The organism is Alcaligenes sp. Me129 (assembly GCF_050487245.1).
Classification (GTDB): Bacteria; Pseudomonadota; Gammaproteobacteria; order Burkholderiales; family Burkholderiaceae_B; genus Alcaligenes; species Alcaligenes phenolicus.
In genome coordinates this window covers 219508-234183 of the sequence record NZ_JBKQGX010000003.1, presented here as the reverse complement: position 1 = coordinate 234183, position 14676 = coordinate 219508, and the positions used below count along the sequence as shown (strand labels likewise).

Here is a 14676-nt window from a genome sequence, read left to right as displayed (position 1 = left end):
TTGCAGAAGATGCCATTGTGTTCTTGATGATTTAGTCTAAAAAGTCCATATTGGTCGAAATACATTTGATTTAAAGTCAACAATGAAAACAACTCTGGATGAAATGCAGGCATTTATAGCCGTGGTGGATGCCGGTGCCATCTCGCGGGCGGCCGAGCATCTGGGGCTGACGGTGTCGGCGGTCAGCCGCACATTGAACAGGCTGGAGGAGAAGCTCAACACCACCTTGCTACGGCGTACCACACGGCGCTTGGAACTGACGGAGGAAGGGGCGGTTTTTCTGGAGCGAGCCCGATCCATTGTGGCCCATGTGGAGGAGGCGGAGGAGGATCTGGCCATACGCCGGCAGCAGCCAGTAGGGCGCTTGCGGGTGGATGCGGCCTCGCCTTTTATTCTGCATTGCGTGGTGCCGATTGTGCCCGGCTATAAGGAGCGTTATCCGCAGGTCAGCCTGGAGCTGACCAGTAATGAAGGATGGATTGATCTGCTGGAGCATCGCACGGATGTGGCTATTCGGATTGGTCGACTCAAGGACTCTACCTTGCATGCGCGACCTATTGGCAACACGCGTCTACGCGTGATGGCTTCACCTGCTTATCTGGAAAAGCACGGTCATCCGCGTGACGTGGCCGACCTGGATAATCATGTTTTGCTGGGCTTTACCCAGCCGCTATCCCTGAATGAATGGCCCTTGCCTGCGCAGGACGGGATGCCGGTGCATATCAAGCCAAGTATTGCCGCTTCCAGTGGGGAAACCTTGCGGCAATTGGCGCTGGATGGCGTGGGGATTGTGTCGTTGTCGGACTTCATGACGCACCGGGATCGCGAGGCAGGACGTTTGGTGCAGTTGTTCCCGAAACGCACGCTGGAGATGTGTCAGCCTATCAATGCGGTGTACTACCGCAATACGGCTTTATCGGCGCGGATTTCCACGTTTGTAAGCTATCTGAGCGAGTGCTGGGAGGCAGGGCTGGGTGGGTCGAAATAGCGCGTGATGAGGACGGTTCTGACGTTCTACATCACAGTATTCATATGTTGCCAGGCTAAGGTGTCTGTAGCTTGTCTATCGGCGGTAAGCAGAAAACTAATCAGCAGTAAAAACAGGTGGTGCAGATGACGTGTGCCGGATGTTGATCAAGGGGGGGAACAGGCAGCAATGAATAATTCGAACGAACCTGTGCAGACACAGACACCCACATCAGTACCGGCAGAAGTGCAGAGGCAGGCGTCGGATAGGCCAGGCAGCCCGCTGGAGGTCTTCTGGGCCTTCCTGAAACTCGGGCTGACTTCGTTTGGCGGCCCGATCGCGCACCTGGGTTATTTCCGTACCGAGTTCGTAGAGCGCCGTCGCTGGCTGGATGATCGCAGCTACTCCGATCTGCTTGCCCTGTGTCAGTTCTTGCCGGGCCCGGCCAGCAGCCAGGTCGGGATGGCGCTGGGGCTGGGGCGTGCTGGGTGGATGGGTTTGCTGGCAGCCTGGACGGGTTTTACCTTGCCATCGGCCATTGCATTGATTTTGTTTGCCATGGGATTGGCGGGACAGCAGGGGATTGCAGAGTCTGCGTGGGTACATGGGCTCAAGATTGTGGCGGTAGCAATTGTGGCCCAGGCGGTGTTGGGGATGGCCCGGTCTCTATGTCCTGATCGATCTCGTGCTGCATTGGCGATGGTGGCTGCTTTGTTAAGTCTGGCCTTGCCCTCGGCCTTTGGGCAGGTTCTGGCCATTGCGGTGACAGGTTTGATCGCATGGTGGAAATTGGACTTTGCTCAAGCAGGAGTGGCTCAGGCTCATTCGTATCCGGTGTCTCGCAGGGTAGGGATGGCTGCCCTAGTGGCTTTTGTCGGGCTCTTGCTTGCTTTGCCTGTGTGGGCTGCGGCAACAGGCTCATCGATTGTTCAGTTACTGGAGGGGGTGTACCGATCCGGGGCACTGGTCTTTGGTGGGGGGCATGTTGTGTTGCCGCTCTTGCAGGCCTCGGTCGTGCCGACTGGCATGGTCAGCAATGCGGATTTGATGGTGGGTTACGGGGCGGCGCAAGCTGTACCGGGGCCACTGTTTACCTTCGCCGCTTATATTGGGGCGATTGCTCAATGGCCTTTGCAGGGATGGCTGGGCGGCTTGGCTCTGCTGGCGCTTATTTTTATCCCAGCGTTCTTGATTCTGATTGGCGTCTTGCCTTTCTGGGAAGGGCTGCGACATCGGGCTGGCGTGCGCACGGCGATGGCAGGGATTAATGCAGGGGTGGTCGGTATCCTGGTGGCCGCGCTGTATGACCCGGTATGGACCAGTGCCATTCATGACAAGGCGGATTTTGGCTTGGCCTTGCTCTTGTTTGGCTTGTTGACGGTGGGGCGTGTACCACCGGCGTTGGTTGTGCTTTTGGCGGGGCTGGGCGCCTTTTTAATGTCGATTATTTAAGTATTTTTCTTGCCGTGCGTGATTGCCTGGCTTCATTTTTTCGGTCCGGAATGTGTGGGAGCTGATTCAAGAGGAAGCAGGTAGCTGTTTGGTGTTTTTCAAGGTGTGCGCGGGGCGCTGGCACCTTGGGAACGCCATATGCTGGGTATCAGTTGCTTGTCGCAGTTGCGGCAAGGCAAACCGACAGGAGAATGTCATGGATACCAATAAATCACGCGCGGACAAACACTTGATGGACTGGCTTCGAGACGCGCATGCAATGGAAGAACAGGCTGAGACGATGCTCAACAGCATGCTCTCGCGGGTGGAGAACTACCCGGAGTTGCATCAGCGTATTCAGCAACATATCAAGGAAACTCAGACACAGCAGGGGCTGGTGCGTGAATGTATAGAGCGGCGCGGTGGGGATACGTCCTTGCTCAAAGACCTGGGCGGGAAAGTTATGGCAACGTTTCAGGGCTTTTCCGGGATCTTTGCCTCTGATGAGGTGGTGAAAGGCACGATGTTCAGCTTTGCCTTCGAAAACCTGGAAATTGCGGCTTACAGCCAGCTCAAGGAGGCCGCTGATTTTGTGGGCGATACGGAGACGGCGATGGTGTGCCATCAAATCCTGGAGCAAGAGCGTGCGATGGCTCGTTGGCTGGAAGAGCACTCACCGGAGTTGATACGGATCTTTCTGGCTCGTGCCAATGAAGGTCACAGTCAGGCCAAGCCTTAGTCCCAGCCTGTTCATGGCCTCGCCCGACAGGCTAGTAGCTTGGAGGCGAGCACCAAGGCCGCCAGGCACGCTGTTTGCTGGAGCCTGTCTGTAAAACCTGATCTTTGGAGAGTCAGCATGAGTCCCACACGCAAAGACAGCACCGAACGTCCGAATCCAGCTAAAGCACCGGAGCCCAGCAGTGAATCCCAAGTGGATATTGCCGGGCGGGTGCAGGAAGACCTGAAGGAAGTAAATGAACGCGGCAAAGACAAGGAGCGAAGGCGGCCGGTAGACCATAAAGCCACGCAGTTTGATGGTTCTCCGAATCCGGAGCCCGATAAGAGTCCGTATTTGTTCAAGCCACATGACGATACGCCCGCCATCTTGCCCAAGCGCCGCGGTCCGAAAAACCCGGACTAGAAGGGGGGCAAGCGCTTGATGCTACACGCTTGCCCCTTCTGCTCCTGGGCTTACCACTGCCCGAAAAATACCCCTGCTTTTTTATACGCATTGGTACCGCGCTCTACTTCTTCGTCCGTCACGGTCGTTCGGCGTTTCAGGCTTGTGAACCACTGCAGCAAGCGCTCCCGACATTCAGCCCGTACGTCTTCGTGGTCTGGAGATTGGCCCAGGTCGTTGAACTGCTCAGGATCGGCATGCAGGTCATAGAGCTGCTCAGGCTCGTCCAGCCAATACACATAGCGCCAGCGGTCACTGCGCAGGGACCAGGCTCTGGCATTGGATGGTGATTTATCGCGTATCACGCGCGCCAGGCGATAGCTGTAATCCAGTTCGGAAAACACGTAGTCGCGCCAAGGGGGCTGGGTGCCATGTAGCAGGGGCAGCAAGTCTCGTCCCTCAAGGCGGTGGGAAGCCAGCGGCAGGTCCAGCCACGAGAGCATGGTGGGTAGCACATCCACGGCTTCGACCATTCTGTTATCGACTGTTCCCCGCGTAGCATTCGCCTCCGGTGACGGGTCGTAGACGATGAAAGGTACACGCTGTACGGTGTCATAGAACAGCTCTTTCTCGCCCAGCCAATGATCGCCCAGGAAATCCCCATGGTCGGCCGTGAAGATGATCAGGGTGTTGTCCATCAGGCCATTGCGGGACATGAAGTCGAACAAGCGGCCCAGGTGGTCGTCCAACTGGGTAATAAGGCCCTGGTAGGCGGGTCTGACCGTGTTGATGCAGGTTTCGCTGGCGAAACTGACGCATTCCTCTTGCTGGCGGTAGGCCTCTACGACCGGATGCGCATTGCTTAATTCGGCCTCATTGCGCACTACGGGCAGGCATTGCTCGGCGCTGTACATATCGTGGTAGGGCGCAGGAGCGATATAGGGCCAGTGTGGTTTGACGTAGCTCAGGTGCATCACCCAAGGTTCATCCCCCATGCGCTCCATGAAGGACAGGGCCTGGTCCGTCATATAGGCCGTTTCCGAGTGCTTTTCCTCTACCAGGGACGGGTAGCAAGCATTGCGCATGTGCCAGCCACTGACTGGCTGCCCATCGGGCCCGTGCGCAGAGATGACGAAGTCTGTCCATGGGTCGTCGGATTCATAACCATGACGTCGCAGGTAAGCCGGGTAGCCGCTTTCTTCTCCCGGTTCGTGGTGGCCGTCGTAACGGTCTATCTCTTCAAACCCCCCTGTTTTAAGCAGGCGGGCCAGTTCGCTGCCACCATCCAGTGCCAGTCGTTCCAGCCCTTTGTGGTCGACCATGATGTGGGTTTTGCCCGCCAGCACCAGTTTGTGTCCACCGGCGCGCAAATACTCGCCCATGGTGACTTCGCCTACCGACAAGGGCACGCGATTCCAGGTGGCTCCGTGCGTCGATGGGTAGCGGCCTGTGTAGTAGCTCATGCGGGACGGGCCGCAGACGCCGGAATTGACGAAAGCGCGATCAAAGCGCACCCCCTTGGCGGCCAAAGCATCCAGATGGGGGGTACGAATATGAGGGTGGCCGTAGCAGGCCAGGTGATCAGCCCGCAGCTGATCGGCCATGATGAACAGGACGTTCTTGCGTTGTGTCATGTTGTCTGTGTTGCTGGTTTATGGCGTTACTTTGAAGCCGGAAGCCTGAATAACCGGAGCCCATTGCTGGCGGAATTGTTCAATGCGGATGCGGGTTTCTTCTGCATCGGCAGATACGGGAATCAATTCATTTTTCAGCAGTGTTTCTTGCAGGGCCGGGTCGCTGGTGACTTCTTTAATGGCCGTGCCCAGGAAGGCGACTTTATCGGCTGGCATGGAGGCCGGGGCAAAGAAGGCGTTCCAGCCTGAGGCTTCCAGGTCCACACCGGACTGTTTCAAGGTAGGTACATCTGGCAGGGTGGTCTCTCGTTCGCTGCCCGAGGTGGCCAGAATGCGGATGCGCTTGCCCTGGTGCTGAGACGTCAGTACATCCAGCGTATCGATAGCCAAGGGCAGTACGCCGCCGATCAAGTCTGTAATGACTGGGGCCGAACCGCGATAGCCGATGATCTCGCCTTTGGAGCCAATTTGCTGGGATAGCATCAGGCCGAAAAAGTGCGGCAGGCTGCCGGTGGCCGGGACGCCAATATTGAAGGCACCGGGATGCTCTTTAGCCCAGGCAATCAGTTGGTCCATGGTTTGAATGTCGCTGTCTGCCGACACCGCTACCCCAAAACCGTATTCAGTCACCATGGAAACGGCCTGAAAGTCGGTGTCGGGTTTGTAGGGGATGTCATTGAAAACCAGGGGGGCGACGACCATGACGGCGGGGTTGGCCAGGATCAGCACATTTTTGTCTGCCGCCGTACTTTTGACATACTGGGCGGCAATCCGCCCCCCGGCGCCGGTTTTGTTCTCGACCACAATGGGAATACCCAGTTTCTTGTGCAGACCGTCCGACACAATGCGTGCGGCCCGGTCAGACGCGCCTCCGGGCGCATAGGGCACAACGACAGTCAGGGTTTCAACGGGGCTTGCTGCGTGGGATAAACCAGTGAACAGCAGTCCTGACAGCAGACAGCTTGTTACTGTGGCGCGAAGGCGGTTCAGGGCCATGATTTGTCTCCTTTTTTTTGATTTCCATCAGTTTTTACCGCAGCTTACCAAGGGGGCTGATAGTTGTTCTAATCAAGTATCTTTAAGGCTAAAGGTCTTCTATGGTCAGCCCCCCCAAGTCTTCTTCTGCCTTGGCAAGCACCGCAGACGGTGGTCCTACACTTCCGGCCATGATGATGTTCCAGCTGTATCGGGCCTGGTCGGCTGGCAACCCGATTTTCATTCGCTTGTGCGAGGGGCGATTCAATATCACCCGTCGTGAGTGGCGTATCTTGGCTATCGCCTGTATGCATCCGGCCCTGACAGGGTCTGCACTGGCGCAGGCGGTTGCGCTGGATGGGGCTCGCTGTTCGCGAGCTGTCAGTTCTTTGTGTGAAAAAGGCTTGTTGAAGCGGACTCGAGACACGCTGGATACGCGCGTGGTTCATATTTCTGTCACCGAGTTGGGCCGGCAGCGCTACGGAGAAATGATGCCCATCATCGTGTCCTTGAATGCAGAGATTTTTCAGGATCTTAGCCAGGCAGAGATGGTGGCGCTAAGTAGCATGCTCGATAGAATTACAAGCCGGGCCGCTGCCATGCTGGAGAGCAATGTGGTGCAGGAGCGGGCCCGTCGTAATCGGTAATTCGTCTGGGGTTGAGGATTTACGGTTGCGCTTGTATGGGGACAAGCGCAGTTCAACCCTCCACATACGGTGTTTCAGGCACCTGTGTATGAAAGCTGGCGTTGAGCATGTTCCAGGCGCGAATCGTTCCAACGACAAAGGTCAGCTCGACGATGGCTTCATCACTGAAATGCTGCCGAGCCAGTTCAAAGTCTTCGTCGCTGGGGCTGCGTTGGGGCAGCGCGTTGACGGCTTCTGCCCAGTTAAGCGCGGCGCGTTCGGGCTCGCTAAAGAAGCGGGTGGCTTCGCGCCATCCCGAAAGCGCATTAATGTGCCTTGGGTCTGCACCTTGCCTGATCAAGTCGGCCCAGTGCATGTCGATACAAAAGGCGCAGCCATTGATCTGGCTGATGCGCAGGTTCACCAACTCTTTCAAGCGTTTGTCCAGGGTGCAGCCTGCCGTAAATGAAGCTCGGCCCAGAGCCTTGGCCGATTGTGGGGCCAGTGTGTAGTAGTCAAGTCGGGGAGTCGACATCGTTATGTCCTTTCTGAAGAATGAGTGGGGCAATCGTGTAGTGCTTGTCGCGGAGAGATCAGGCTTGTTACGGGTGTTGTGACCGTCTGGCTAAGCCCTCAGCGCCAGGTGCTTGCTGTGCCATCCGACGATGAAGGCCATTGCTGTCGCCCAGGCGACAACCAGCACTGCGGCGGCGGGCCAGCCGTGCCCATCGACGGCGCGGCCCACCAGTAACGGTCCGAGCGCCACTCCCATATTGCTGCCTTGCATTAGCAGTCCCACTGCCAGGGCGGCCTGAGTTGGATTCCTTGTCACTAGTGGAACTGCAGACAGCAGGCTGGCTGGAATCAGGCCGCCCACTGCGGAGAACAGGAGGCATAGCGCCAGTGTTGGTATGGACCCGAACACGGGCAAGAATATGCCCGGGGCACACGCCCCCATCACGAGGGCGACCCATAGGCAAAGTACACGTCGGGACACTCGCCTTAGAATCCGATCGGCGCAGAGGTTTCCCAGCACATTGGCAAGACAGGCTAACGCCGCCAGCATGCCTGCGGTAGTAGGGCTTGCCTGCATGCGCTGTTGCAGTAGCACCGGCAAGAATGAAAAGAGCGCAAAGAACATCAAGCTATAGAGCAGGAAAGTGATAGCCAAAGGGGCTGAGCTAAGAACATGACCCAGACGGGCGCAAGGCGCTGGCGCCAGTTGGCGTGTTGGAAGCGCTGGGGTTAGCCGCATGACCAGCACGGTGATCATGGCCGTTAACACAGCCGTAAAGAGCCAAATATCGCGCCAGTTGCTAAACCAGGGCCCGGTAAGCAGGGCTAAAGCCATACCGCCTGGCATGAAACAACTCCACAGAGCAAGGGCTTTGCCTTGGTCCTGTTTATGTGTAATCCGCGCTATTAGCGTCGGTCCAGATACGGTGATGAGCAGGAAACCCAGGCCTTCCACTGTTCGCGCGACCATGAGCATAACGATGCTGTTCGTTGGCACGGCGGCAACTGCGCCTGTTGTCATGGTCAGAAGTCCTATGATCAACATGCGTCTATCCCCCGCTCGTGCCACTGCCGAACCGGCTGCTATGCTGCCCAATGCACCTAATACCGCGAAGGTGGCGCCCAGGCTTCCTACTTCCGCCAGGCTCAAACCCAGCTCAGACTGCAAGTGCGCTGCGGCAGTCGCCACCTTCCCGAGGTTGTAGGCGCAGGCTACCCCGGTTATGAAGACTACCCAGACCGCTCGCCAGTCAGTGTGTGTCTGGTGGGAAGGCATGTTATTTACGCCACTATCGCAGGTTTTATTGATGCCAGTGCCTGAGCCACTCGGCCTACATAAGCTCCCTGATAGCGTGCTGCCTCCAGCTCGTTAGAGGTGGGTTGCCGGTCACCTCCCTTGCCATCATCAGCCAGTGTTGAGGCACCATAAGGAGATCCCCCTGTGATTTCGTCCATGCGCAACTGCCCCTTGAAACTGTAGGGCAGACCTGTCACCACCATGCCCAGGTGCAGGAGAACGGTATGCGTAGAAAGAATGGTGGATTCTTGGCCACCGTGCTGGCTGCCAGTAGAGGTAAAAACACTGCCAACCTTGCCGACCAGGGCATCCCGTGCCCACAGGCTGCCGGCCTGGTCCAGGAAGTTCTTGAGCTGGGCAGCCATGTTTCCGAATCGGGTCGGCGTGCCCAGGATGATGCCATCGTAGTGCGCAAGTTCATCGACGGTTGCTACTGGAGCATTCTGAGGGAGTTTGTAGCCTGCCTTTCTGGCAATGGCATCAGGCACCAGCTCCGGCACACGTTTCAGCACGGCTTGGGCACCACTGCTGTGTACCCCTTCGGCAACCGCCTTGGCCATGGTTTCAATATGGCCGTAGGACGAGTAATAAAGAATAAGGATTTTAGTCATTTCGCACAGTCCTTTTGTGTTTAAGGGTTAACAGAACGCCTTAATGACAGTCAGTATCGGCGCGTTGAATGATCTACGGAAGACCTATAATATTGAACATCTTGATTCAAAAAATAGATCAATGCTGGACGCCCTTACCCTCGATCAGATCCGTATGTTTGTCACCGTCGCTGACGCAGGCAGTTTTCGTCAGGGTGCGGCGCGTCTGCGTCGTGCGCAGTCCGCGGTAAGCCACGCCATTGCTAATCTCGAACGCCATCTGGGAGTAAGTCTCTTTGATCGAAGTGCTCATCGGCCCAGGCTGACGCAAGCTGGTCAGGCCTTGCTCGAAGATGCCCGGGCGATATTGCTGAAAGTAGACTTCATGCGTGCCCACGCCAGCGGATTGGTCCAGGGGGTGGAGACCGAGCTGTCCTTGATGGTCGATACGCTTTATCCGCTGCCTGTTGTTGCGGCAGCGTTAAAAGCCTTGCGTCATGCTTTGCCATCTGTCCGTCTGCGCCTGGCTGTTGAGCCTCTGGGTGCGCCACTACAGGCGCTGCGGGACAAGCGCTGTGACCTTGCCATCATGGTGGGCGAGGATTTCATGGATCAGCGCATTCAGATCGAGGCTTTGCATTGGGTGCCGATTGTGGCTGTAGCTGAGGCGAGCCATCCTCTGGCTTTGGTCCGTCATGCGTTGACGAACACGGAATTGGCAGATCATACGCAGATCGTTCTGGAGGACCCTTCGGCCTTGTCCGAAGGGCGCGATTTTGGGGTGTTATCACCGCAGACGTTGCGAGTAGGGACTCAGGATGCAAAGCGCGCGCTGATTTTAGGCGGGGTGGGCTGGGGGCGTTTGCCCTTGTGGACGATTGAGCAGGAGTTGGAGCAGAAGCAACTTGTGCCCTTGGCGGCTGCGGCGCTCGGCCCCATGGGGGTGTCCTACACGCGCGCGTATCTGGCTCATCGCACCGATCACGCGCTTGGTGTCGCCGCTACAATGCTGCGGCAGCAGTTGCTTAAGTGTGCCGTTCCGTCTGAGGATGCTATGCAAGTCTGGCCAGGAACGGCGCCGTGAAGAGGTAACCGGGTACAGGCTTTAGGGTGGATAAAACCGTGCTTGTCCTTGCTGGGCACATTTCCTTGGCATGCTATATAACATTTGCAAGGCAGCCAGATCTGTACCGGTTCGGAAACACGGGTTTGATGCGTTGAAATCCTGGTAGGGCACCGGCTCGTACCTTAGGGGGAGGCTGACATGAGCAGCAAAACCATTTTTATCCGTCAGACAGGCACACGGATAGCAGCTCAGAACGGGCAAACCATTCTGCAGGCCTCACTGGAGAACAGTATGGTCTACCCGCATGGTTGCCGTATGGGGCGCTGCGGTGGCTGTAAAACGAGATTGGTCGACGGGCAGGTGGAGATGATGGAGTATTCGCCTTTTGCCTTGACGGCCGCGCAACGGGCCCGAAACCTGATCCTGGCCTGTAGAGCCATTCCGACCGACGATGTCACGGTAGATTGGCTGGGAACGGACGATATACGTGGGCGGCCTCCTTTATGCACTATGACGGGGACCGTATCTGCCATTGCGGATTTGACGCAGGATATACGCCTTGTCCGAATTCGTCTTGATGAAGCCGAGCCCCTGATGTTTTATGCCGGGCAATATGCGGATATCCGGTTCGGGCAAGCGCCGGTACGCAGCTACGCCATGGCCAATCCCCCCGGTGCGTCAGAGCTGGAGTTTTATATACGTCGTGTCCCGGGCGGGGTGACCTCAGGCTACGTGCACACGGTGCTGCAGCCGGGAGAGCAGGTAGTGCTGGAGGCACCGCGTGGCTCTTCTTATCTGCGTGATGCTCACGATGGCCCCATCTTGTGTATTGCTGACGGGGCAGGCCTGGCACCGATCAGGTCAATGATTGAATCGGCTTTGGCCTGCGGCATGACGCAAGCCATACATGTGTATTTCGGATTGCAGGAAATTCGGGACTTATATGCGCTTGATATTTTTCAGGCCTTGGAACGTCAATACGCTAATTTGAGCTTCAAGCCCGTCATTTCGGGCATACCGGTGATGCCCTATCGACGCGGTGCGCTGACAGAGGTGATTGCTCAGGAACAGGAAAACCTGAGTGGCTGGAAAGTGTATGCAGCGGGGTCTCCGAGCTTGGTGGATGCGGCCACCGGCCTGGTATTGAAGCGCGGTTTGAAAATTCAGGATCTGCATGCGCAGGTGTTTGTTACCCCGTAAGATTGCTGAGGCCTGCGGCTAGCTCGAGTGGCGTGCGCCTATAATCGGACGTATTCAGACAAGGGGTGAGACTGGCGTTCAGTAATGAGCCTACTGATCTTTTTGTTTGAGTGCCAAGCCTGGCTCAGCCCTCGTAACATGTCACAGTGAATTTGATGTCCTCTTTACCCTCTGGTTTGTCGTTACGCCCTCTACTGGAAACCGAACTGAATCTGCTGTGGTCTATAGACCGTAGCGAACGGATTGACGGCTTGTACGAGCTGCGCGATGGTGTGCTGCACAAGCAAGCGGCTGATATTGATTTGCGCGGTTGGCCGGAAGGGGACCCGGAGAAATATCACCCTGAACATGAAGACGCTTTTCATCGCGGTTCCTGGTTCATGGGCGTATTCCAGGGCGATCATTTGCTGGCCGCTGTGGGTTTGGACAGCTTGCCTTTGGGGCCACAAGGCGACTGGCGTCAGCTTTTCTTTTTGCACGTTAGCCAGTCCTTGCGCGGGCAGGGTATGGGCACATGGCTGCTGGATCAGGCCAAGAAGCAGGCTGTGGAGTGGGGCGCGAAGGCGGTCTATGCCTCGGCCACGCCTTCGGTGAATACGGTGGATTTTTATCTGGCGCATGGCTTTGAAATCGCGCCAGAGCCTGATGCTCGTTTATTTGCGCTGGACCCGGAAGATATCCATCTGCTGTGTTTATTGGATTAGGGGCTTAGTCTTTAACACGCTGGATCAGCCAGTTTCCTTTAGCGTTGTCATTCTTGTTATTGTTGCGGTGACCGTCGCTGCGTATGGTGTCGGGTACGACACCAAGGGTAGCTCTCCGTAAGCCCAAAAGCTTGGTTGCTTCTTGTGCCCGGTGCCAGGATGCCAAGTACTCTTGTGCCTGAAAATGTCGCCAAAGTATCAGGAAGGCTTGGCCTCTTCTTCTGGAAAGAATAAGGCCTTGCCTGCGCTTTTATCGCGCTACAAGGCCCTTTCATCAAACTCAGCGCTTCAGCTTAGAACTCCATCGTTGCCGACAACATGAAAGTCCGTGGTGCGCCAACACCCAGGCTGGTGAAGTGCGGCTTGGCCCAGTAAGCCTTGTTCTCTACGTTATTCACCGTCGCCCGCAAGGTCAGCGGACGGCCGGAGATCTTGGTGCGATAGCGTGCGCCCAGATCAAACACGGTATGGCCGGGGATGGGCAGGGAGTTGTCCGCGCTCAGGTATTGCTTGGATGAGGTGGTGGCGTTGGCCATCACGGTCAGACCTTGCAAGTTGGGTACATCCCATTCCACGCCCAGCTTGGCTTGCCACTTGGGCAGGCCCGTGGCCTGGCGGCCCTCTTCAGCCGGGTTGGCGGCTTTGGTGATTTCCGGATCGGAGTAAGCCACGCCACCCATCAAGCGAACACCTTCCATGGGGGAGCCGAAAAAGCCCCATTCAATGCCCCGGTTGCGTTGCTCGCCACCAAAGGAGAACACGTTGGTAAATGGGTCGGTATAGCTGCTGGGGCGCTTGATTTCGTACAGGGCCAGGGTATGGGCAAAGTCACCCAGATCCAGCTTCAGGCCCACTTCCTTCTGCTTGGTTTTGAAGGGGGCAAAAACCTGACCTGCATTGGCGGCGGTGTTGGGAGCAATCGCGCCTTGGGACAAGCCTTCGATGTAGTTGGCGTAGACCGAGACTTGATCAGTGGCTTTCACCAGGAAAGCGACGGCGGGAGTGGTTGCGCTTTCCTTGTAGCGCTCGCCTGTACGCTGGCCGGTGGTGCCATTAAAGCTCTCGTTGATCACTTGCTGACGGCGTGCGCCCAGTGTCACTTGTACGCGGTCCTCGGCAAAGGACAGGGTGTCAGCAAAACCGATGCTCTTCAAGCGAGTTTTAGTGGTGCTGATCAGCGGAATATTGTTCGGCAAGGAAGGCTCTGGACCCCAGACGGGATCGTAGATATTGGTTTCCCATGCGGTGGGCAGCAGGTTGCGAAAGCCGCTCAGGTCGTAGTCTTCGTTGTACTGCGTGGCGTTGATCGCGAATTGATGGCTGACCGGGCCGGTTTGCAGCTTACCCATCAGACCCACTTCAGCGGTTTTGCGCCGCATCTCGTCGGCCACGCCGCTGAAGTTGATCCTGAAGTCGCCTGCGTTATTGATCACCTGACCAGCTCCCATATTGGATCTGAATTTGGTACGGCTGATACCGGCGGCAGCGTAAGCGGTGAATTGATCGTTCAGATCGAACTCGCCACGGATCATGGCGCCTTTATCGGTGGTGTCGTAAAAAGCCCAAGGCGGGTTCCACGACACATCGGGTTTGGGTGGTTTGGGCAGTTCTACGCCGGGATTCAAGGTCAGGCCGCGCGTCAGGCCGTAGGCGCGGTCTTTGCTGTGAAACAGGTCGGCAGACAAGCGGACACGCTCACCGCGCCAGTCCAGGCCCAAAGAGGTCTGGGTAATTTTCTTGTCCTGGTCTTTGACGGCAATTTCACCATCGCGGTAGGCTGTGTTCAGGCGTACACCAAACTGCTTGTCCTCGCCAAATCGACGGCCCAGATCCACGTGGCCACCAAAGTGCGAGTCGGACATATAGCTGCCTGTGACGCGAAACAGGGGATCGTCGCCTGCGCGTTTGGTGACCAGGTTGACGGCGCCGCCTGCCGAGCCTTTGGGCGGCATGCCGTTAAGCAGGGCCGAGGGGCCTTTCAGGACCTCGACGCGCTCGTAGGCTTCGGGTGAGTTGCGGTAGTAGCCGCCCATCCCGGCCAGACCGTTGACGGTGACATCACCCACATCGGAACGGAAGCCGCGGATGGAATAGCTTTCGTTGCTCTCGCCTGCGATGCCGCTCATGAACACGCTGGGGTCGGTTTTGGCGATCACTTCGCTGATGTCACGCGCCTGCTGGTCGGCAATGTATTGCTCGGTATAGCTGATGGTGTTGAAGGGTGTTTCCATGAAGTCTTTGGTGCCCAGCAAACCGACACGTCCGCCAGTGGCAACTTGTCCACCGGCGTAGCTCTCGACGGTCTTGTCGCGCTGGCCTTTGACGGTAACGGATGGCAGGGTGACGACTTCATCAGCCTGGGCAGCCGTACTGTTTTGTGCCTGCGCAGGCGAGGCCATCAAGGCCAGCGCGCTGGCTCCCAAACCCAGTATTAATGCCATTTGCACGGCGCTGAACGTGCGGTCCAGGGCAAAGCCGGAGCGGCTGGAACTGCCGATTTTACGTATCGAGGGCGCAAACGTCCCATTGTGGCGTGGTGTGTACATGCCA

At 57.1% G+C, this 14676-nt stretch carries 14 protein-coding genes; 8 read left to right on the top strand and 6 right to left on the bottom strand.

What is annotated here, in order from left to right; all coding sequences use genetic code 11:
- Window positions 1–82: 82 nt before the first annotated feature.
- The 4 genes from ACLPGZ_RS05045 (at window position 83) to ACLPGZ_RS05030 (ending at window position 3539) form a co-directional block, all read left to right on the top strand.
- Window positions 83–988, top strand: a complete 906-nt coding sequence (locus ACLPGZ_RS05045) for a LysR family transcriptional regulator (protein ID WP_254499902.1) — start codon at window positions 83–85, stop codon at window positions 986–988.
- A gap of 168 nt (window positions 989–1156) precedes the next feature.
- The gene (chrA, locus tag ACLPGZ_RS05040) at window positions 1157–2419 is read left to right on the top strand and encodes a chromate efflux transporter (protein WP_258866231.1); all 1263 of its coding nucleotides are present in this window, start codon (window positions 1157–1159) and stop codon (window positions 2417–2419) included.
- Between the two features lie 196 nt (window positions 2420–2615).
- Window positions 2616–3137, top strand: coding sequence for a ferritin-like domain-containing protein (locus ACLPGZ_RS05035; RefSeq protein WP_115634309.1), 522 nt, complete (start codon window positions 2616–2618; stop codon window positions 3135–3137).
- Window positions 3138–3254: 117 nt separating this feature from the next.
- Complete coding sequence (locus ACLPGZ_RS05030; RefSeq protein ID WP_060186203.1) at window positions 3255–3539, top strand: hypothetical protein; 285 nt, start codon at window positions 3255–3257, stop codon at window positions 3537–3539.
- 50 nt (window positions 3540–3589) lie between these two features.
- On the opposite strand, the gene ACLPGZ_RS05025 is transcribed toward ACLPGZ_RS05030, so the two are convergent.
- Both ACLPGZ_RS05025 and ACLPGZ_RS05020 read right to left on the bottom strand, forming a co-directional pair.
- Window positions 3590–5152, bottom strand: a complete 1563-nt coding sequence (locus ACLPGZ_RS05025) for a sulfatase-like hydrolase/transferase (protein ID WP_115634308.1) — start codon at window positions 5150–5152, stop codon at window positions 3590–3592.
- 18 nt (window positions 5153–5170) lie between these two features.
- Window positions 5171–6148 (bottom strand): tripartite tricarboxylate transporter substrate-binding protein, encoded by a 978-nt coding sequence (locus ACLPGZ_RS05020; protein WP_115634307.1) that lies wholly within the window; start codon window positions 6146–6148, stop codon window positions 5171–5173.
- Window positions 6149–6249: 101 nt separating this feature from the next.
- Between ACLPGZ_RS05020 and ACLPGZ_RS05015 the strand changes: the two genes are divergently transcribed.
- Complete coding sequence (locus ACLPGZ_RS05015; protein WP_060186205.1) at window positions 6250–6774, top strand: MarR family winged helix-turn-helix transcriptional regulator; 525 nt, start codon at window positions 6250–6252, stop codon at window positions 6772–6774.
- 52 nt (window positions 6775–6826) lie between these two features.
- Here ACLPGZ_RS05015 and ACLPGZ_RS05010 read toward each other — a convergent pair whose 3' ends face one another.
- The 3 genes from ACLPGZ_RS05010 to wrbA form a co-directional block, all read right to left on the bottom strand.
- A complete protein-coding gene (locus tag ACLPGZ_RS05010) occupies window positions 6827–7288 on the bottom strand; it encodes a carboxymuconolactone decarboxylase family protein (RefSeq protein WP_060186206.1) in 462 nt (153 codons plus the stop codon).
- Between the two features lie 90 nt (window positions 7289–7378).
- A complete protein-coding gene (locus ACLPGZ_RS05005; protein ID WP_115634306.1) occupies window positions 7379–8545 on the bottom strand; it encodes an MFS transporter in 1167 nt (388 codons plus the stop codon).
- Window positions 8546–8550: 5 nt separating this feature from the next.
- Window positions 8551–9177, bottom strand: coding sequence for an NAD(P)H:quinone oxidoreductase (gene wrbA / locus ACLPGZ_RS05000; protein WP_060186208.1), 627 nt, complete (start codon window positions 9175–9177; stop codon window positions 8551–8553).
- Window positions 9178–9298: 121 nt separating this feature from the next.
- Here wrbA and ACLPGZ_RS04995 point away from each other — a divergent pair, with 121 nt between their 5' ends.
- The 3 genes from ACLPGZ_RS04995 to ACLPGZ_RS04985 all read left to right on the top strand — a co-directional run bounded on the left by ACLPGZ_RS04995 (window position 9299) and on the right by ACLPGZ_RS04985 (window position 12126).
- On the top strand, window positions 9299–10240 hold the full coding sequence (locus tag ACLPGZ_RS04995; RefSeq protein WP_115634305.1) for a LysR family transcriptional regulator: 942 nt from the start codon (window positions 9299–9301) through the stop codon (window positions 10238–10240).
- A 180-nt stretch (window positions 10241–10420) separates the two neighbouring features.
- Entirely contained in the window at window positions 10421–11422 is a 1002-nt protein-coding gene (locus ACLPGZ_RS04990) for a 2Fe-2S iron-sulfur cluster-binding protein (protein ID WP_060186210.1), read from the top strand.
- A 155-nt stretch (window positions 11423–11577) separates the two neighbouring features.
- Window positions 11578–12126, top strand: a complete 549-nt coding sequence (locus tag ACLPGZ_RS04985) for a GNAT family N-acetyltransferase (protein ID WP_060186211.1) — start codon at window positions 11578–11580, stop codon at window positions 12124–12126.
- Between the two features lie 293 nt (window positions 12127–12419).
- On the opposite strand, the gene ACLPGZ_RS04980 is transcribed toward ACLPGZ_RS04985, so the two are convergent.
- Window positions 12420–14672: a TonB-dependent receptor gene (locus ACLPGZ_RS04980; RefSeq protein WP_115634304.1), complete on the bottom strand. Its 2253-nt coding sequence runs from the start codon at window positions 14670–14672 to the stop codon at window positions 12420–12422.
- Window positions 14673–14676 lie beyond the last annotated feature (4 nt).